The sequence below is a fragment of the Streptomyces sp. NPDC034670 genome (assembly GCF_055574875.1).
This window is the reverse complement of record NZ_JBVITR010000020.1, coordinates 63923-82826: the sequence shown is the minus strand read 5'-3', so window position 1 is coordinate 82826 and position 18904 is coordinate 63923. Positions and strand designations below refer to the sequence as shown.

General features: G+C 74.0%; 14 protein-coding genes. 1 reads left to right on the top strand and 13 read right to left on the bottom strand.

The annotated features are described in order from the left end of the window. Positions 1 to 29: 29 nt before the first annotated feature. Positions 30 to 602, bottom strand: a complete 573-nt coding sequence (locus tag ACZ56B_RS16250; RefSeq protein ID WP_468790332.1) for a YqgE/AlgH family protein — start codon at positions 600 to 602, stop codon at positions 30 to 32. A gap of 254 nt (positions 603 to 856) precedes the next feature. Between ACZ56B_RS16250 and murA the strand changes: the two genes are divergently transcribed. After that, positions 857 to 2203 (top strand): UDP-N-acetylglucosamine 1-carboxyvinyltransferase, encoded by a 1347-nt coding sequence (gene murA / locus ACZ56B_RS16245; protein ID WP_468790330.1) that lies wholly within the window; start codon positions 857 to 859, stop codon positions 2201 to 2203. Positions 2204 to 2509: 306 nt separating this feature from the next. On the opposite strand, the gene ACZ56B_RS16240 is transcribed toward murA, so the two are convergent. The 12 genes from ACZ56B_RS16240 to ACZ56B_RS16185 all read right to left on the bottom strand — a co-directional run bounded on the left by ACZ56B_RS16240 (position 2510) and on the right by ACZ56B_RS16185 (position 18880). After that, positions 2510 to 2791: an HU family DNA-binding protein gene (locus ACZ56B_RS16240; protein ID WP_003990598.1), complete on the bottom strand. Its 282-nt coding sequence runs from the start codon at positions 2789 to 2791 to the stop codon at positions 2510 to 2512. A 473-nt stretch (positions 2792 to 3264) separates the two neighbouring features. After that, positions 3265 to 4674 carry an NAD-dependent malic enzyme gene (locus tag ACZ56B_RS16235; RefSeq protein WP_468790327.1) on the bottom strand — a complete coding sequence of 470 codons (1410 nt, stop codon included), beginning with the start codon at positions 4672 to 4674 and terminating at the stop codon, positions 3265 to 3267. Positions 4675 to 5143: 469 nt separating this feature from the next. Next, positions 5144 to 7441 carry a HelD family protein gene (locus tag ACZ56B_RS16230; protein WP_468790325.1) on the bottom strand — a complete coding sequence of 766 codons (2298 nt, stop codon included), beginning with the start codon at positions 7439 to 7441 and terminating at the stop codon, positions 5144 to 5146. A gap of 112 nt (positions 7442 to 7553) precedes the next feature. After that, positions 7554 to 8315: an anti-sigma factor family protein gene (locus ACZ56B_RS16225; protein WP_468790323.1), complete on the bottom strand. Its 762-nt coding sequence runs from the start codon at positions 8313 to 8315 to the stop codon at positions 7554 to 7556. Positions 8316 to 8389: 74 nt separating this feature from the next. Further along, on the bottom strand, positions 8390 to 8911 hold the full coding sequence (locus tag ACZ56B_RS16220; protein WP_468790321.1) for a sigma-70 family RNA polymerase sigma factor: 522 nt from the start codon (positions 8909 to 8911) through the stop codon (positions 8390 to 8392). 375 nt (positions 8912 to 9286) lie between these two features. Further along, positions 9287 to 9898: a CGNR zinc finger domain-containing protein gene (locus ACZ56B_RS16215; RefSeq protein WP_468790319.1), complete on the bottom strand. Its 612-nt coding sequence runs from the start codon at positions 9896 to 9898 to the stop codon at positions 9287 to 9289. A gap of 144 nt (positions 9899 to 10042) precedes the next feature. Continuing rightward, positions 10043 to 11203, bottom strand: coding sequence for a uroporphyrinogen-III synthase (locus tag ACZ56B_RS16210; protein WP_468790317.1), 1161 nt, complete (start codon positions 11201 to 11203; stop codon positions 10043 to 10045). A gap of 125 nt (positions 11204 to 11328) precedes the next feature. Next, entirely contained in the window at positions 11329 to 12720 is a 1392-nt protein-coding gene (locus tag ACZ56B_RS16205; RefSeq protein ID WP_468790315.1) for a nitrate/nitrite transporter, read from the bottom strand. 403 nt (positions 12721 to 13123) lie between these two features. Further along, entirely contained in the window at positions 13124 to 15274 is a 2151-nt protein-coding gene (locus ACZ56B_RS16200; RefSeq protein WP_468790313.1) for a SpoIIE family protein phosphatase, read from the bottom strand. A 276-nt stretch (positions 15275 to 15550) separates the two neighbouring features. Then, positions 15551 to 16252 carry a cytidylyl-2-hydroxypropylphosphonate hydrolase gene (gene fomD / locus ACZ56B_RS16195; RefSeq protein WP_468790311.1) on the bottom strand — a complete coding sequence of 234 codons (702 nt, stop codon included), beginning with the start codon at positions 16250 to 16252 and terminating at the stop codon, positions 15551 to 15553. 69 nt (positions 16253 to 16321) lie between these two features. Next, a complete protein-coding gene (locus ACZ56B_RS16190; RefSeq protein WP_468790309.1) occupies positions 16322 to 17725 on the bottom strand; it encodes a class II fumarate hydratase in 1404 nt (467 codons plus the stop codon). A 150-nt stretch (positions 17726 to 17875) separates the two neighbouring features. Further along, a complete protein-coding gene (locus ACZ56B_RS16185) occupies positions 17876 to 18880 on the bottom strand; it encodes a M28 family metallopeptidase (RefSeq protein ID WP_468790307.1) in 1005 nt (334 codons plus the stop codon). Positions 18881 to 18904 lie beyond the last annotated feature (24 nt).

The following is an 18904-nucleotide window of genomic DNA, read 5'->3' as shown; positions in this document are numbered from 1 at the left end:
ACAGCCAAGGGTACTGAAGCCCGCGCGCATCAGTTGAGCGACGGGTCGTCCGGATAGGTGGCGACCATCGCCAGCTCGCTGCGCTGGCGGCGCAGCACCTCGCGCCAGAGCCGCTCCGGGGCCGGGGAGGAGACGTCGCCGGGTTCCGACTCCACGACGTACCAGGCGCCGTCCACCAGCTCGTCCTCCAGCTGGCCGGGGCCCCAGCCGGCGTACCCGGCGAAGATGCGCAGGGAGCCGAGGGCGGAGGCGAGCAGTTCCGGCGGGGCCTCCAGATCGACCAGCCCGATCGCGCCGTGCACCTGGCGCCAGCCGAGCGGAGCCGCCTCCCCGGCCGCCCCGCCGGGGACGACGGCGACGCCGAGGGCCGAGTCCAGCGACACCGGGCCGCCCTGGAAGACGACGCCGGGCTCGCCGGCCAGATCGGCCCAGCCCTCCAGGATGTCGCCCACGTCCACCGGGGTCGGACGGTTGAGGACGACACCGAGTGAGCCCTCCTCGTCGTGGTCGAGGAGGAGCACCACCGCACGGTCGAAGTTCGGGTCCGCCAGGGCGGGCGTGGCCACGAGCAGCCGCCCTGTGAGCGAGGACACCTCGGTCATGCCAGACATGATCCCGCATCTTCCCCCCGCGTGGGGAGGCAACCGGCGTAGGGGAGTGAACGCAGCTCAGGGCGGCCGGGGGCGTCCCCGGCGCACGGCCGCGGCGGTGACCCCGCGTACCCGGTCCGGAACGGCCCGTGTTGTGACGGATCCATGACGCCGCCCGGCCCCCCGCGGGCTTACGGAAGAGGGGTGCGGGACGATTACTCTTTGCTTTCTGGCCCCTGCCCCACTCCCCACGGAACGCGAGATTCATGACCGTCAACGGCGCTGATGACGTACTGCTGGTCCACGGCGGAACCCCGCTGGAGGGCGAGATCCGTGTCCGCGGTGCGAAGAACCTCGTACCGAAGGCCATGGTCGCCGCGCTGCTGGGCAGCGCTCCGAGCCGCCTGCGCAACGTTCCGGACATCCGTGACGTCCGCGTCGTACGAGGCCTGCTGCAACTGCACGGTGTGACGGTCCGTCCGGGCGACGAGCCCGGTGAACTCGTCCTCGACCCCACGCACGTGGAGAGCGCCAACGTCGCCGACATCGACGCCCACGCGGGCTCCTCCCGGATCCCGATCCTGTTCTGCGGTCCGCTGCTGCACCGGCTCGGCCACGCGTTCATCCCCGGCCTGGGCGGCTGCGACATCGGCGGCCGGCCCATCGACTTCCACTTCGACGTGCTGCGCCAGTTCGGCGCGACGATCGAGAAGCGCGCGGACGGCCAGTACCTGGAGGCCCCGCAGCGGCTGCGGGGCACGAAGATCCGGCTGCCGTACCCGTCCGTCGGCGCGACCGAGCAGGTGCTGCTGACGGCGGTGCTCGCCGAGGGCGTCACCGAGCTGTCCAACGCGGCGGTGGAGCCGGAGATCGAGGACCTGATCTGCGTCCTGCAGAAGATGGGCGCCATCATCGCGATGGACACCGACCGGACCATCCGCATCACCGGTGTGGACACGCTCGGCGGCTACACCCACCGCGCCCTGCCCGACCGCCTGGAGGCCGCCTCCTGGGCGTCCGCCGCGCTGGCGACCGAGGGCAACATCTACGTCCACGGCGCCCAGCAGCGCTCGATGATGACGTTCCTGAACACCTACCGGAAGGTCGGCGGCGCCTTCGAGATCGACGACGAGGGCATCCGCTTCTGGCACCCCGGCGGACAGCTGAAGTCCATCGCGCTGGAGACGGACGTCCACCCCGGCTTCCAGACCGACTGGCAGCAGCCGCTGGTGGTCGCCCTGACCCAGGCGACCGGCCTGTCGATCATCCACGAGACGGTCTACGAGTCCCGCCTCGGCTTCACCTCCGCGCTCAACCAGATGGGCGCCCACATCCAGCTCTACCGCGAGTGCCTGGGCGGCTCGAACTGCCGCTTCGGCCAGCGCAACTTCCTGCACTCGGCGGTCGTCTCCGGCCCCACCCGGCTGCAGGGCGCCGACCTGGTCATCCCCGACCTGCGCGGCGGCTTCTCCTACCTCATCGCCGCGCTCGCCGCGCAGGGCACGTCCCGCGTCCACGGCATCGGCCTGATCAACCGCGGCTACGAGAACTTCATGGAGAAGCTGGCGGAGCTGGGCGCCAAGGCCGAGCTGCCGGGCAAGTCCCTCACCTGACCCCCCTCCCCGCCCCGGGGCCGGACACACCGCCCCGGCCGCGGGGGCCGGGGGGCCGCCCGCGGGCGGACACGGCGTGGAGAAGCCGGCGGAGCCGGGCGCCGGGGCCGAGCTGCCGGGCAAGGCCCGCACCCGCCCCCCCTCCCCGCCCCGGGCCCGGGAAGCACCGTTCCGGTCCGGGGTCCGGCCGGAGCGCGCACGCCGGGGCGCTCCCGCAGGCATCGAAAAAGGGCGGCCCTCACCGGGGCCGCCCTTCTCGGTGTCACCGTGCCTCGTACGCCGTCCCGGGACGCACGAGCGTCAGGCTCACTTGCCCTTGGCGGCTTCCTTCAGCTTGGAGCCCGCGGAGACCTTCACGCTGTAGCCGGCCGGAATCTGGATCGGCTCACCGGTCTGCGGGTTGCGCGCGGTACGAGCGGCACGGTGGGTGCGCTCGAAGGTCAGGAAGCCGGGGATGGTGACCTTCTCGTCGCCCTTGGAGACGATGTCGCCGACGACGTCGGCGAACGCGGCCAGCACGGCGTCGGCGTCCTTGCGGGTCACCTCGGCACGGTCGGCCAGCGCGGCCACCAGCTCACTGCGGTTCATGTTGTTACTCCCGTGTTCTTCTTGCCGTTGAGGCGTGCCACGCGGCGGAGCCGCATGTCGGGCACGGCGAAGCCGATGCTGCCAGGTTCCTCGGTGAGTCCCCGGACCCGGGTCCGTCGTCAGACCCTCGCGCCCAGAGACGCATCCTGCCTCTACCTGCGGCGGTAATGCCAATCCGGCACCCGCAGAAATCGTGAGAACACCCGAGGGAGTCACACGAAGAACGCCACGGCCCCCGATACGGTGACGTTCGGTCCGCTTCCGGCGACGGACCGCAGGGGCCTGCGCCCGGACCAGGCCGCCACCCTAGAGGGAAGCCAGGACCTACGGGTTCCCCGACGCGCCGGTGCGAAACCGGCCGTGGCGATCCTCACAGCCCCGGAACGGCCCCGGGACGGCCCCGGGACGGCCCCGGAGCGGCCCCGGGAACGGGTCGGCCGGCCCCGGGGCGGTCCGGAGGACGTCCGCGGTGCCTACGCCCCGGCCGCCCTGGCCGCGTCCCGCACCGCGCCGGCCACGGCGCCCGCGACCTTGTCGTTGAAGACGCTGGGGATGATGTAGTTCGGGTTCAGCTCGTCCTCGGTCACCACGTCGGCCAGGGCCTGCGCGGCGGCCAGCATCATCTCGGTGTTGACCGTGTGGGACTGGGCGTCCAGCAGACCGCGGAACACACCGGGGAACACCAGCACGTTGTTGATCTGGTTGGGGAAGTCGGAGCGTCCGGTGGCCACGACCGCCGCCGTCTGACGGGCGATCGCCGGGTCCACCTCGGGGTCGGGGTTCGCGAGCGCGAAGACGACCGCCCCCTCGGCCATCGCGGCCACGTCCGCGCCGTCGAGGACGTTCGGGGCGGAGACGCCGATGAAGACGTCCGCGCCGCGCACCGCGTCCTTCAGCGTGCCGGTGAGGTTCTCGGGGTTGGTGTGGTCGGCGATCCAGTGCAGGGCCGAGCCCGGGTCGACGTCGGCCAGGTCCTCGCGGCCCGCGTGGACGACTCCGTGGATGTCGGCCACCACCGCGTTCTTCACCCCCGCGGCGAGCAGCAGCTTCAGGATGGCCGTGCCGGCCGCGCCGGCGCCGGACATGACGACGCGGATGTTCTCGAGCTTCTTGCCGGTGACCCGCAGCGCGTTGGTGAGGGCCGCCAGGACCACGATCGCGGTGCCGTGCTGGTCGTCGTGGAAGACGGGGATGTCGAGCGCCTCGCGCAGCCGGGCCTCGATCTCGAAGCAGCGGGGGGCGGAGATGTCCTCCAGGTTGATGCCGGCGAAGCCCGGGGCGATGGCCTTGACGATCTCGACGATCGCGTCGGTGTCCTGGGTGTCCAGGCAGATCGGCCAGGCGTCGATGCCGGCGAACCGCTTGAACAGGGCCGCCTTGCCCTCCATGACCGGCAGCGCGGCCTTGGGGCCGATGTTCCCCAGGCCCAGCACGGCGGAGCCGTCGGTGACGACCGCGACGGAGTTGCGCTTGATGGTCAGGCGGCGGGCGTCCTCGGGGTTCTCGGCGATCGCCATGCAGACGCGGGCCACGCCCGGCGTGTAGACCATGGACAGGTCGTCGCGGTTGCGGATGGGGTGCTTCGACGCCATCTCGATCTTGCCGCCGAGGTGCATGAGGAACGTGCGGTCCGAGACCTTGCCCAGGGTGACGCCCTCGATGCCGCGCAGCTGCTCGACGATCTCCTCGGCGTGCGCGGTGGAGGTGGCGGCGATGGTGACGTCGATGCGGAGCTTCTCATGGCCGGACGCCGTGACGTCGAGGCCGGTCACCGAGCCTCCGTGGGACTCGACAGCCCCGGTGAGCTGGGACACCGCGGTTCCGCTCGCGGGCACCTCCAGCCGGATGGTCATCGAGTAGGAGACGCTGGGCGCCGTTGCCATGGCGGGCTTCCTCTGCTTTCACCGTGTAGCCGTGTCGTGCCGTCCGATCGTCGCACCTACCGCCGAGTACGCGGTAGCCGCTTCGAATTGCGAACGTTTTGTTCGTAACCGGAGCGAGCATAACCGGCACGTTTCGGAATCCCTGTTCCACCAGGGGGAACAGCGCGGGAACAACACGGGGACGCCACGGGGAGGGGCCCCGCTCCGGGGAGAGGTCCCCGGCCACGGAAGAGGCCCACGTCATCGGGATGACGTGGGCCTCTCGCACGCTTGATGACACCGACCCGCCATGCTCGCCTCGCGGCAAGTGGTCGCTCGAAGCGACTAAGGTTGGGCCCGGGGGCTTGGATCGGGCCGGTGCCACATCCAGGCTAACAAAGGATCCCGGTGAGCCATTCCGTACCGCGTGCGGTTTTTTCGCGCTCCCGGTCCGGACCCCCGCTCCCGGTCCGGTCCCTCCTCGTCCGGCTCAGTCCCGCAGCAGGTCCGGCACCCCGGCCGCGTCCGGCTCGTCGCGCTCCTGCGCGACCACCGTCAGCTGCTGGGTGGCCCGGGTGAGCGCGACGTACAGGACGCGCAGGCCGGCCGGGGACTCGTCGGCGATCTCGGCCGGGGAGACGACGACGGTGGCGTCGTACTCCAGCCCCTTGGCCTCCAGGCTGCCGAGCGCCACCACGCGGTCGCCCAGCCCGTCGAGCCAGCGCCGGGCCTCCTCGCGGCGCTGCATGGCGACGACCACGCCGACCGTGCCGTCGACCCGCTCCAGCAGCCGCGCCGCCTCCTCCCGCACCGCCTCGCCCAGCGCGTCGCGCGCGACGGCGAAGCGCGGCTCGACGCCGGTGGAGCGCACCGCCCTCGGCGGCTCGGAGCCGGGCAGGGCGAGGGCGAGCACCTTCGACGCCAGTTCGGCGATCTCCGCCGGGTTGCGGTAGTTCACGGTGAGCCGGAACCGGCGGCGCGGGCGGGTGCCGAGGGCCTCGTCACGGGCCCGGGCGGCCTCGTCGGGGTCGGACCAGGAGGACTGGGCCGGGTCGCCGACGACCGTCCAGGTGGCGTGCCGCCCGCGCCGGCCGACCATGCGCCACTGCATCGGGGTGAGGTCCTGGGCCTCGTCGACGATCACGTGGGCGTACTCGACCCGCTCCTGGGCGAGCCGCTCGGCCCGCTCGCGCTGCGACTCCTCGCGCACCGGCATCAGCTCCTCCAGGCCGGTGAGCTGGTCCAGCGGGTCGATCTCGCGCTTCTTGCGGGGCCGGGCCGGCGTGCCGAGGATCGCCTGGAGCTCGTCGAGGAGCGCGACGTCGTGGACAGAGCGCCCGGCCCGCTGCAGCGAGCGGGCGACCTTGCGGACCTCGCCGGGGTTGAGGACGCGGCGGGCCCAGCGGCCCAGGCGCTTCTCGTCCGCCATGGCGTCGAGCACGGCGGCCGGGGTCAGCTCCGGCCACCAGGCGTCGAGGAAGGCGGTGAAGTCGTCCTCGGAGGCGACGTCCTCGTCGAAGGAGGAGCGCAGCTCGGCGGCGAGCTCCGGGTCGGTGTGCCGGCCCGCCGCGCCGGAGCGCTCCCACAGCGCGTCGAGCAGCAGCTTGCGGGCGCGGGGGCGCAGCAGGTTGACCGGGGCGGTGCCGCCGAGGGCGGTGCGGCGGACGTCCGCCAGCTCCCCGGCCCCGAGCTCCAGCCGCCGGCCGAAGGCGACGACCCGCAGCCGCTCCGGGGAACCGTTCGGTTCCAGCGCTCCGCGCGCGGCCTTCCGCAGCACCTTGAGCATGCGGGACGAGCCCTTGACGCGGGCCGTCGACGGGGAGTCGTACAGCGTGGCCTCGACGCCCTCGACGAGCGAGCCGATGGCGCGGATCGCGACCTGGCCCTCCTCGCCGAGGGAGGGCAGCACGCCCTCGGTGTAGGCGACCAGCAGGGGCGTGGGCGAGACGATCAGGATGCCGCCCGCGTACCGGCGCCGGTCCTGGTAGAGCAGGTAGGCCGCCCGGTGCAGGGCGACGGCGGTCTTGCCGGTGCCGGGGCCGCCCTCGACGTGGGTCACGGAGGCGGCGGGGGCGCGGATCACCAGGTCCTGCTCGGCCTGGATGGAGGCCACGATGTCCCGCATGGTGTGGGTGCGGGCCTGCCCCAGCGCGGCCATCAGGGCGCCGTCGCCGATCACGGGCAGTTCGTGGCCGTCGAGGGACGCCTTCAGCTCGGGGCGCATCAGGTCGTCCTCGACGCCGAGGACGCGGCGGCCCTTGGAGCGGATCACCCGGCGGCGCACGACCCGGCCGGGGTCGACCGGGGTGGAGCGGTAGAAGGGCGCGGCGGCGGGCGCCCGCCAGTCGATCACCAGCGGGGCGTAGTCCTCGTCGAGGACGCCGATGCGGCCGATGTGCAGGGTCTCGGCGATGTCGGCGGTGTTGTCGGGGCGCACGGCGCCCTCGGCGGGCTCGACGGCGGTGTAGGCGCCGTCGGGGCCCTTCTTGCCGTCCTTGCCGGGCAGCAGGTCGATGCGGCCGAAGAGGAAGTCCTCGAACTCGTTGTTCAGCCGGTTGAGGTGGACCCCGGCCCGGAAGACCTGGGCGTCCCGCTCGGCGAGGGCGCCGGGGGTGCCGACCTGGCCGCGCCGGGCGGCGTCGCGCATGAGGAACTCGGCCTCGTGGATCTTCTCCTCGAGGCGCCGGTACACCCGGTCCAGGTGTTCCTGTTCGACGCGGATCTCCCGGTCGCGAACGGAGTCGTGAACCGGGTCGACCGCGGTTTCCTGTTGAGCCTGAGCGGCCACCGGGCCCCCTTCTGACGTGCTGGGCAGCCGTCAACCGTACGCGAAGGGGGCCCCGGCAGGCTACGGCCCCTCCGGCGGAAGCCGCCGCAGGGGCCGGATCCGCCGGACGGACCTACGCGTCCACCTCCGCCAGCACCTTGCCGTCGAAGTTGACCACCTGGAAGTGGTCGATCTCGTTCGGCTTGAAGGAGGCGCCGCCCTGGACGTACAGGGGCTTCCTGGCCTTCTCCGTCGTGGCGTCCGGCAGGCCGTAGCCCTCGGCGGGGACGGACCAGGAATTGACGGTCTCGCGCTCGCCGTTCTTGCCGACGGCGATCAGCGCGCACTTCTGCGAGCCCTCGATGTTCTTCAGCTCGGTGACGATCTCGGTGCCCCAGCGCTTCTCCGCCAGCGCCACGGTCGCGGTCACCTTGGTGCCGGGGTCGGTGGCCGAGACCTTGTCGGGAGTCCGTTCGAAGGCCTCCTCGGCCGGGTTCGCCGCGAGCGTCCGGTTGGTGCCGCCGCCCCCGCCGTCCCCGCCGCCCCCGGCGGTGGTCGCCACGGCCACGAACGGACCGCTGACGATCAGCGCGCCCGCCGCGGCCACCATGTAGAAGTTGCGGCGGCGCTTGCGCGCACGGCGCTCGGCGACCTCGTCGACGAGCTTCTCCACCACGCGCGGGGCGGGGCGGGCCGACAGCGACTCGCCGATCGCGGGGGTCCCGGTGCCGGGCAGGTCCGCCAGCGCGGCCAGCATCGGTTCCATGCCCGCGAGTTCGTCGAGCTGCTGGGCGCACCACTCGCAGGTCGCGAGGTGCGCCTCGAACGCGGTGGCCTCGGCATCGTCGAGGATGCCCAGGGCGTAGGCGCCGACGGTCTCGTGCTCGTTCGGCACCGGTGATCCCTGCATGGCTCCAGACATACCCACACCGCCCGTACCGAATCCCTGATTTCCCCCGTACCCGTTCATCACGCCGTCACCCCCCGCTCCTCCAGTGCCAGCTTCATCGAGCGCAGGGCGTAGAACACCCTGGAGCGGACGGTTCCGCTGGGTATGCCGAGCGTCTGCGCCGCCTCATTGACGGTACGCCCCTTGAAGTACGTCTCGACGAGCACCTCCCGGTGAGCAGGGGTCAGGTCGTCGAGTGCGTCCGACAGCGTCATCAGCCACAGCGCTTTGTCGATCTCGTCCTCCGCGGGGATGACCTCCAGCGGCGACGGATCGACCTCCTGCGGCCGGGCCTGCCGGCTGCGGTGGCCGTCGATGACGATGCGCCGGGCGACCGTCACCAGCCAGGGGCGTACCGAACCGGTCGCCCGATTGAGCTGACCGGCGTTCTTCCAGGCACGGATGAGCGTTTCCTGTACGACGTCCTCGGCTCGCTGCCGGTCTCCGGCGACCAGCCGCAGGACGTAGGCCAGCAAGGGTCCGGCGTGCTCCCGGTACAGCGCGCGCATCAGCTCCTCGTCGGGTTCCGAGGACTGGGGCATGCGATGTCGGGCCCTCGATGCACGTTCATTGGCCACGACGGAATCCTTGCGCACGCCCACCTCCGATGTCCGGGGGGATCCCCAGCCGGTCGCTCCCCCACCGGTACGGACGCGGGGGGCCGGGTGTTCAAAGGGAGGCGGTGGTTTTCTGCCGGGCGGCGTGACGACCGGGACATGAGGTCACATTCCCCGCACTTCCCCTTCACGTTTCCGACACTGCGCGGGAGCGGGCGCGCCTTCCGCGGAGCGGAGGCGTCGAACGGGTCGTGAGCGACGTCACTTCGGCGGTGCGGCGCGGGCGGCGCGCGGAAGTCGCCCGGCGGACGGACGCCTTGGGGTCCGGGCGGCCCGGGCGGGGCGGTGCGGCGGTGTTCCTCAGGTGCGGGCGAGGGCGGCGCGGCGGCGGTGGCGGGCCACGCGTTCGCGGTTCCCGCAGACCTCGCTGGAGCACCAGCGCCTCCTGCGGCCCCGGGAGGTGTCGAGGTAGACGATCGGGCAGTCGTCGCCCGCGCACTGCCGCAGGCCCGCGCGCGCGACGGGGTCGGTGAGCAGGTCCACGGCGTCCCGGGCCACCGCCGCGAGCAGCGCGGCGCGTTCGGGCGGGCCGTCCAGACGGCGCACCAGCAGGCCGTCGTCGCCGGGCACCGCGCACGGGGCCGGGGGCGCCGGACGGGCGAGGTCGTTGACCCGGGCGAGCGCGAGGCCGTAGGCGGGGGCGCCGGGGGCCGCGCCCGACGGCCGCCCCGCCCGGCCGCGCACCAACAGGGCGATCCACCCGCGCAGTTCGCGGAAGGCCGCCGGCCACGAGGGGCCGGCGTGGGCCAGCGGGGTGTCCGGCGGGACCAGTCCCGAGCCGGTGATCCAGGCCCGCAGCACCTCGACGGAGCCGAGCCGTTCCCCGGGGTGCGTGGTCGCGAGGAGATCCAGGCAGACCCGCCCGGTGTCGAACCGCAGCTCGTGGGGGGCCGTGGCCGTACCCAGTGCCATGTGCCTGTCACCGCCTAGGGTTTCACCCCGGTCGCGTGGGGGCCGGTGCGACGCGCGTGAGGGACCGGGACCTCCTCCCCCTACAGTGCCCGTCCGCTCCCGCGCCCGGAACCCCCCGCACGGCACCCCCGTCCGACGGGCCGGTCACCCCGTCCGGGCGTCCGCGTACTTCGGCTCCGTCCGCGGGTCCAGGGCGAGCCGGTAACCGCGCTTGACCACCGTCTGGATCAGTTCGGGGGCGCCGAGGGCGCCGCGCAGGCGGGCCACGGCGGTCTCCACCGCGTGCTCGTCGCGGCCCGCTCCCGGGAGGGCGCGCAGCAGCTCCGCGCGGGCGACGACCCAGCCGGGCCGCCGGGCCAGCGCCCGCAGCAGGGACATCCCGGCCGGCGGCACGGGCCTGAGCTCGTCGTCCACCAGGACCGCGTGCCCGCGGATCTCCATCCGGTGCCCGGCGACGGGCAACGTGCGGGCCCGGGCGGGCAGTTCCCGGCAGAGCAGCTGGACGAGGGGGCCGAGGCGGAAGCGCTCGGGCTGGACGGTGCCGACGCCGTGGCCCTGCAGCGGCAGCGCGGTGACCGGGCCGACACAGGCGGGCAGGACGTCGTGGCCGAGGGCGGCGACCAGGTCGTCGAGCAGGCCGCGCTCCCCGGCCCGGGACAGCAGGGACGCGGCGGCGGGCGCGCTGGTGAAGGTGACCGCGTCCAGGGACCGGGAGACGGCGGCGTCCAGCAGCCGGTCGAGGGGTCCGAGGTCCTCCGGCGGCAGCCACCGGTAGACCGGCACCCCCACCACCTCCGCTCCCCCGGCCCGCAGCGACTCCACGAACCCGGGCAGCGGCTCGCCGTGCAGCTGGACGGCGATGCGCAGGCCCTCGACGCCCTCCTCGAGGAGCCGGTCGAGCACCTCGGCCAGGGACTCCGACGCCGGCGACCACTCCTCGGTCAGCCCGGCGGCCCGGATCGCGCCCTTCACCTTGGGGCCGCGCGCCAGGATCCGCGCCCCGCTCAGCCGCGCCAGCAGGTCCTCGCCCAGCCCCCAGCCGTCGGCGGCCTCCACCCAGCCCCGGAAGCCGATGGCGGTGGTGGCGACCGCGATGTCCGGGGCCCGCCCGATGATCTCCTCGGTGGCGGCCAGCAGTTCGCCGTCGTCGGCCAGCGGCACGATCCGCAGGGCCGGCGCGTGCAGCACGGCGGCTCCGCGCCGCTCCAGCAGCGCGCCCAGCTCGTCGGCCCGGCGCGCCGCGGTCACCCCCACGGTGAAGCCCGCGAGGGGTCCGTGGTCCGGTCGCTGTCGTTCGTCGTCCATGGTTCCTGCCCCGCTCGGGTCGGCGTCCTGCGGGGAGTGCGGCTCCTCCCCTGCCGAGCGAGCCTGTCAACGATCCGTGACGGGCTCGGTTCGGCCTCGTGTCACCAGTGTTACGTCCCCTCCCGTCACACCCCGGCCCGGGCGGGCCGCGGCCCCTCCTCCGCCGCGGCGCCGGCGGCGGCCGGGCGGGCCGCCGGGCGGCGAAGGTATACGGCCCAGGTGACCACGGAGCAGACCGCGTAGCAGGCGAGGAAGACGGCGAACGCGCCGGTGCCGGAGCCGTGCGAGAGGAAGGACTGGCGGAAGGCCAGGTTGATGCCGACCCCGCCGAGCGCGCCCACCGCGCCGATCAGCCCCATGGCCGCCCCGGACAGCCGGCGCCCCCGCGCGGCGGCCTCCTCGCCGCGCAGCCCCCGGGCCAGGGCCCGGGCCTGGAAGATGCCGGGGATCATCTTGTACGTCGAGCCGTTGCCGACGCCGGTCAGCACGAACAGCACCATGAAGACCGCGGTGAACAGCGCCGGCGACTCCCGCAGGGAGGCGACGACCAGTACGGCGGTCGCCGCGCCCATGGCGACGAAGTTCCCCAGGGTGATCCGCGCGCCGCCGTACCGGTCGGCGAGCCGTCCGCCCACCGGGCGGACCAGGGAGCCCAGCAGCGGGCCGAGGAAGGTGACGTACGCGGCCTCCAGCGGGGTGCGGCCGAACTGGCTCTGGAGCACCTGCCCGAAGGCGAAGCCGTAGCCGATGAACGAGCCGAAGGTGCCGAGGTAGAGGAAGGCCATGAGCCAGGTGTGCGGGTCCCGCGCGGCCTCCCGCGCGGCCCCGGTGTCGCTCCGCACCGGGGCGAGGTTGTCCATGTACCGCGCGGCGAGCACGGCGGCGGCGACGATCAGCGGGACGTAGAGGCCGAGCAGCACCCGCGGCCCGCCGCCCGCCCCGATGACCGCGAGGGCGGCGAGCTGGACCACGGGCACGCCGATGTTGCCGCCGCCGGCGTTCAGGCCGAGCGCCCACCCCTTCTTCCTGAGCGGGAAGAAGGCGTTGATGTTGGTCATGGAGGAGGCGAAGTTGCCGCCGCCGGCGCCGGCCAGCAGGCCGACCAGCAGGAAGGTGGAGAAGGACGTCCCCGGCTCCATCACCGCGAACGCGGCGACGGTGGGCACGAGCAGCAGCCCGGCGCTGACCACCGTCCAGTTCCGTCCGCCGAAGACCGCGACCGCGAAGGTGTACGGGACCCGGACCACGGCGCCGACCAGCGTGACCGCGGACGTCAGCAGGAACTTGTCGGCCGGGGTGAGCCCGTACTCCGGGCCCATGAAGAGCACCAGCACGGACCACATCGCCCACACCGAGAAGCCGACGTGCTCGGACAGCACGGAGAACAGGAGGTTCCGGCGGGCGACCCTCTCCCCGGTCGCGTTCCAGAAGGCCTCGTCCTCCGGGTCCCAGTGCTGGATCCAGCGTCCGCCCCTGTTCGGGCTCGGGGGTGCGGGGGCCGGGCTCGGGGCTGTCATGACGCCTCCACTGTTCTCCGGGACGCGGACGGTGCCGCGCGGGGCCGGTCCCGAAGGTAGGGAGGGGGCGTTTCGGGTCTGTGGCAGCGGGTGACCGCCGGGGAACGTTGCTCTCACTCCCGGCGGGTGCGGGGTGAGAGGTGCCGGGCGCACCGGTCGGGCGCCGGTTCCCCGGGGGCTGCCGGTACGGGTTCCGCCGGGCCACCCGCTTTCACGGGCGGCGGACCGACGGCGCGGGCTGACGCCGTACCGGGCCCGGGGAGCCTCTCCACGGGCCGGCGGACGCAGCACGGGTCTCGGCTCCGGGGCCGGGGCCGTCGTGGTGCCGCGTCCGGCCGGGTACGTCGCCGGCGACGTCCGCCTCGGCAGCGGCTCGGTGCTCCGGATCACCGGTGGCCCCGCTTCACGGTTCGACGTCGAGCTCGAACCACACCACCTTGCCCGTGCTCAGCCGGGTCGCGCCCCACCGCCGGGCCAGCCGGTTCACCAGGTACAGCCCGCGCCCGCCCTCGTCGGTGGCCCGCGCCTGCCGCATCCGCGGCAGCTGCGGCACGTCGTCACCGACCTCGCAGCGCAGCACGTCGGTGCGCAGCAGCCGCAGCGTGACCGGCCGGGTGGCGTACCGCACGGCGTTGGTCACCACCTCGCTGACCAGCAGCTCCACCGGGTCGGTCAGCTCCTCCAGGCCCCAGCGGGACAGCGCCCGCCGGGCCAGGCGGCGGGCCCGGCCGGGGGCGGCGTCCTCCGGCTCCAGGAACCAGTACGCCACGTCGCTCGGCGCGATCCCGTCGAAGCGGGCGGCGAGCAGCGCGATGTCGTCGTCCCGGTCGCCCGGCCCGAGCATGTCCAGCACCTCGTCGCACAGCGCCTCCAGCGGCGGCGGATGGTCCGGGCCGGTCAGCTGCGCGGTCGCGGCGAGCTTCTCGCGCAGCTGCTCGATGCCGGTCCACACGTCCCGCAGCCGGGACTCCACCAGGCCGTCGGTGTACAGCAGCAGGGTCGCCCCGGCGGGCGCCTCCAGCTCCACCGCCTCGAAGTCCACCCCGCCGACGCCGATCGGGGCGCCCGCGGGCACCCGCAGCACCTCCGCCCGGCCGCCCAGGTGCAGCAGCACGGGCGGCGGGTGGCCGGCGTTGGCGACGGTGATGCGGTGCGCGACCGGGTCGTAGACCGCGTACAGGCAGGTCGCCATGCGGTCCACCCCGAGCCGCTGGGCCTGCTCGTCGAGGTGGTGCAGCACCTCCTGCGGCGGCAGGTCCAGGCCGGCCAGGGTCTGCGCGGTGGTGCGCAGCTGGCCCATGATCGCGGCCGACGTCATGGAGTGGCCCATGACGTCCCCGACGACCAGCGCGACCCGGCTGCCCGGCAGCGGGATCGCGTCGTACCAGTCGCCGCCGACCCGCGCGGTCTCCGCGGCCGGCAGGTAGCGGGACGCCAGCCGCACCCCGGTGCAGCGGGGCAGGTGCTCCGGCAGCATGGTGCGCTGCAGCTCGTCCGCGATGTACGCCTCGCGCCCGTACAGCACCGCCTTGTCGATGCCCAGCGCGCTGTGCGTGGCGAGCTGCGCGGCGACCAGCAGGTCGTCGGCCTCGAAGGGGATGCGCTCCGGACCGCGCAGGAACAGCGCGGCGCCGATCACCCGGCGCCGGCCGCGCAGCGGCGCGAGGATCGCCCGCTGTCCGTCCGGCACGGTCCCTGCCCCCTCCTCGCCGAGGAGTTCGGGCAGCGCGGCGCGGGCGGCCGGCGCGTCCGTGAACACCGGCCGCACCCCGCGCAGCACCTCCGCGAGCGCGCTGCCGGGCCGCACCGTGCACAGCTCCTCGCCGACCGAGTCCAGCTCGTTCGGCTCCGGCGGCGCGATCGGGGCGAACCCGCTCTCGGTGTCGCGGTCGGCGGGGATCCGGTCGCTGCGCCGCAGCCGCAGCACCAGCGGGCCGGTGGGCCGCTCGTCGCCCACCGGCAGCGGTTCGCGCAGGTAGACCAGGATCGCGTCGGAGAAGGTGGGCACGGTGGCCCGGCACAGCCCCATCACGATCTCGTCCAGGTCGATGCCGCGGGCGATCCGCCGGGTCGCCGCGCCGACGAACCGCAGCCGGTCCCCGTCCCGCCGCATCGGCGTGGGCCGTCCGGGCGGGGTGGCCTGCCCGGTGCGGCGCTCCCGGCCGTCCGGGCCCGGCACCGGTCCGCCTCCCTGGCCCGTGGCCGGCTGGGCCGGGATGCCCTCGGGCGCGGGCCGCGGCCGGTGCACGTCCGGCCCGGCACCGTGCTCGGCACCCGGCTGGGAGTGCTCGGAGGCGGGGCCGGCCGCCGTGTCCTGCCCGGCGCCGCCGGGGTCCGCCGCGCCCGGCGCCGTCTCCGGCGGCGCGGGGGACGAGGAGCCGGGCGCGGCGGGCTCACCGCCGGAGCGGGCCTGTGCCGGTAAGGCGGCTCCCGTGTCCGGCGTGCGGTCCGGTCCCTGGGCGCGCACGGACGCCCCGGGGGGATCCCCGGGGTCCGCGCCCGGCTGCGGGCGGTCGAAGGAGGTCGGCTGCTCCGTCACGCGCGTGAAGTCCATCCGTCCGGGGCCGCGCGCCGTGCGCGCAGTGCGTCCCGCCGAAACTCCGATACCCCGAACACGTGCCCGGGGAACGGGGTTCCCGCGTGGCCGGAGGCCGTGCCCGTGCCGCCGGGCGACCGTCCCCGGTCCGTGCCGGTGTTGCCGTACCCCTCGCTCACGTCCTGCCGCCCCTCGGTGACGATCGGTCAAGCCCAGCGTGTGTTCCGTCGGTTGGTGCCCCGCTCCTTGCGGAGGACGATCCTACGTTTCTTGCCCGGGGGCGTATCAAGGGTCTCATGGGGACGTGTGCGCGGGCGTGCGGTCCCAGTCCCGCGGCAGGGACGGCACCGCCCAGGACGGATCGGGGCGCCAGTGCTGCCAGCCCTCCGAGAAGGGCGGCCCCCAGGCCGCGATCGTCTCCACCGCGGCCCGCCCGGCCTCCCGCACCCTCCCGGCCAGCGCCTCGTCCACCAGGCCGTCGTGCCGCGCCTGCGCGAACTCGTCCTCGTCCCGCCAGTGCCAGCTGCGGTCCGGGTGCACCGAGATGTCCAGGAAGTGGTCCTCGGAGTCCACTCCGCCCGACCAGCGGGACAGCGGCTCCTCCAGGTTCACGTACCAGTTCTTGAACCGCCAGCCCGGGTCCCAGAACAGCCACACCGACCAGGGGTCACCGGGCCGGGCCAGCTTCAGCACACCGGTGCCGGACCAGCGGTCGCGCCGCACGGTGCGCGGCTTGGTGTACCGGGTGGCCAGCGGCTCCCGGTGCACGGGGGTGCCGTCGGCGAGCACCGGCTTCACGCACTCGGTACCGGGGGCCATCCACACGGCGAGCAGCTCCGGGCCGTCGCGGACGACCGTGACGGGGCGCGCGATGTGGAAGCGTGCGCCGCCGTTCTCCCGGTACCGCCACAGGATCTGCGTCCCGGGCGCCCAGAAACCCGTCGTACCGTCCGCGTCCCCGCGTCCGACGCCTCTCACCGCTCCGTCCTCCGTCATGCGCAGATATTAGGTGCCCCGGGCACACGACGCCGTGGCCCCCGCCGCGGTTCCCCCGGGCGGAGGGCTTCACGGGCGTGTCATCCGCAGGACGTCCAGCGCCTCGTCGAGCTGCTCCGCGGTGAGGTCCCCGCGCTCGACGTAGCCGCTCTCCAGGACCACCTGCCGGATGGTCTTCCGCTCGGCCAGCGCCTTCTTGGCGACCTTGGCGGCCTCCTCGTAGCCGATGTACCGGTTGAGCGGGGTGACGACGGAGGGCGAGGACTCGGCGTACTCCCGGGCGCGGTCGCGGTGCGCGACGATCCCGTCGACCGTGCGATCGGCGAGCAGCCGGGAGGCGTTCGCGAGCAGCCGGATCGACTCCAGCACGTTCTTCGCGATGACCGGCAGCATGACGTTGAGCTCGAAGTTGCCCGAGGCGCCGGCGGTGGCCACGGCCGCGTCGTTGCCGACGACCTGCGCGCAGACCATGAGCACGGCCTCCGGGACGACCGGGTTGACCTTGCCGGGCATGATCGAGGAGCCGGGCTGGAGGTCGGGGAGGCTGATCTCCGCCAGTCCGGTGCGGGGGCCGGACGCCATCCACCGCAGATCGTTGGTGATCTTCGTCAGGCCGACGGCGATGGTCCGCAGCTGGCCGCTGGTCTCCACGATCCCGTCCCGGGCGCCCTGCGCCTCGAAGTGGTCGCGCGCCTCGGTCAGCGGCAGCCCGGTGACGCGGGCGACCTCCTCGATGACGGCGGCGGAGAAGCCCGGCGGGGTGTTGATGCCGGTGCCGACGGCGGTCCCGCCGAGGGGCAGTTCGGCGAGGCGGGGCAGGGAGGCGTGCAGCCGCTCGACCCCGTACCGCACCTGGGCCGCGTAGCCGCCGAACTCCTGACCGAGCGTCACCGGCGTGGCGTCCATCAGGTGCGTCCGCCCGGACTTCACCACGTCGGCGAACTCCTCGGCCTTGCGCTCCAGGGAGGCCGCCAGGTGCTCCAGGGCCGGGACCAGGTCGCGGACGACGGCGGCGGTGGCGGCGATGTGGATCGAGGACGGGAAGACGTCGTTGGACGACTGCGAGGCGTTGACGTGGTCGTTGGGGTGCACGTCCCGGCCGAGCCGCTCGCTCGCGAGGGTGGCGACGACCTCGTTGGCGTTCATGTTGGACGAGGTCCCGGAACCGGTCTGGAACACGTCGACCGGGAAGTGCTCGTCCCACCGGCCCTCGGCGACCTCGGCGGCCGCCTCCTGGATCGCCCCGGCGAGGTCCTCGTCCAGCACCCCGAGCCGGGCGTTCACCTTCGCCGCGGCGCCCTTGATGCGGGCGAGGGCCTCGATGTGGGCGCGTTCGAGGCGCTGTCCGGAGAGGGGGAAGTTCTCCACGGCGCGCTGGGTCTGGGCGCGCCACTTGGCGTCGGCCGGGACCTTCACCTCCCCCATGGAGTCGTGCTCGGTGCGGTAGCGCCGGTCGTCGTCCGTGGTCGTCATCGTCGTACCTCCGAAGGTTCACAGCGGTGGTGCCGGCCGGGTGTATTCCTGCGACTCCCCGTGCCAGCATCCCCCGCGGGTACCCACCACGGGCTCCGCCCCGCCGCGCGGGGCGGCGGGGCGGACCCCGGTGGGGGGACGGGGAGGCGGTCAGTCGTCGCGCGGGGACGTGCCGCCGGCCGGGAGGGCCGTCTGCACGGCCTGCTGCCAGAGGGTGTGGGCGATGCCGTCGGCGGCGCGGTCCAGGCCGGTGGTGTTGACGTTGGAGAGGGTGTCGCAGGAGCGGTGGTAGCAGGGGTCGTAGGACGCGCCGGCCGTGCCGCCCCACTTGGAGGCCTGCGCGGAGGTCTTGCGGGCGCCGGCGCCCATCGCGTAGCCGGAGGTCGGGATGCCGGCCTGCTGGAAGGGGTAGTCGTCGCTGCGCCCGGCGCCCTCGGTGTTCTCCTCGGGCCGCAGGCCCAGCGAGTCCCAGTACGCCTTCAACGGCGCGGCGGCCGACGTGGTGATGCGGTTGATGAAGTAGCCGCCGTTGGTGGAGGCGACCATGTCGAAGTTGTAGTACGCCCGGATCCTGGAGCGCTGGGCCGAGGACAGCGAACGGACGTAGAACTCCGAACCGTTGAGGCCCTGCTCCTCGTCGGTCCACCAGGCGAAGCGGACCCGGTTGCGCATCGCGGGGTTCTGCTGGGCCAGCGCCAGGGCGTTCTCGAGGAGCGCGGCCGAGCCGGAGCCGTTGTCGTTCATGCCGGGGCCCGCCGCGACGCCGTCGAGGTGGGCGCCGAACATGTAGACGTTGTTCGCGTCGCCCTTCGGCCACTCGGCGATCAGGTTGGGGCCGGCCCCGCTGGTGCAGCCGGAGGTGCAGGGCTGTTCGGTGACGGTGTAACCGGCCGCCTGCAGCCTTCCCTTCACGTAGGCGACGGAGTCGCGGTAGCCCTGGGTGGTGGAGCGGCGGTTGCCGCCGTTGCGGCCGGCGATGGCGCTCAGTTCGCTCAGGTGCGCCCGCACCTTGGCCACGTCGATGTCGGGCGCGGCGCTGACGGCCGCGGAGGCGGAGGCGGAGGCGGTCGCCGGGCCGGCCGCGACGGCGGGGAGCGCCGCGGCGCCCAGCACGACGGCGAGGGAGAGGCCCGCTCCTGCAAGTCTTCGTGTCACCAGGTCTCCTCGGAGAGGTGGCGG

Excerpts from the sequence above, each read along its gene's own strand:
- murA (WP_468790330.1), top strand. The coding sequence starts at position 857 with ATGACCGTCAACGGCGCTGATGACGTACTGCTGGTCCACGGCGGAACC.
- ACZ56B_RS16190 (WP_468790309.1), bottom strand. The coding sequence starts at position 17,725 with ATGACGACCACGGACGACGACCGGCGCTACCGCACCGAGCACGACTCC.
- ACZ56B_RS16200 (WP_468790313.1), bottom strand. The coding sequence starts at position 15,274 with ATGGACTTCACGCGCGTGACGGAGCAGCCGACCTCCTTCGACCGCCCG.
- ACZ56B_RS16220 (WP_468790321.1), bottom strand. The coding sequence starts at position 8,911 with ATGCCCCAGTCCTCGGAACCCGACGAGGAGCTGATGCGCGCGCTGTAC.
- ACZ56B_RS16250 (WP_468790332.1), bottom strand. The coding sequence starts at position 602 with ATGACCGAGGTGTCCTCGCTCACAGGGCGGCTGCTCGTGGCCACGCCC.
- ACZ56B_RS16235 (WP_468790327.1), bottom strand. The coding sequence starts at position 4,674 with ATGGCAACGGCGCCCAGCGTCTCCTACTCGATGACCATCCGGCTGGAG.
- ACZ56B_RS16210 (WP_468790317.1), bottom strand. The coding sequence starts at position 11,203 with ATGGACGACGAACGACAGCGACCGGACCACGGACCCCTCGCGGGCTTC.
- ACZ56B_RS16215 (WP_468790319.1), bottom strand. The coding sequence starts at position 9,898 with ATGGCACTGGGTACGGCCACGGCCCCCCACGAGCTGCGGTTCGACACC.
- fomD (WP_468790311.1), bottom strand. The coding sequence starts at position 16,252 with ATGACGGAGGACGGAGCGGTGAGAGGCGTCGGACGCGGGGACGCGGAC.
- ACZ56B_RS16205 (WP_468790315.1), bottom strand. The coding sequence starts at position 12,720 with ATGACAGCCCCGAGCCCGGCCCCCGCACCCCCGAGCCCGAACAGGGGC.
- ACZ56B_RS16240 (WP_003990598.1), bottom strand. The coding sequence starts at position 2,791 with ATGAACCGCAGTGAGCTGGTGGCCGCGCTGGCCGACCGTGCCGAGGTG.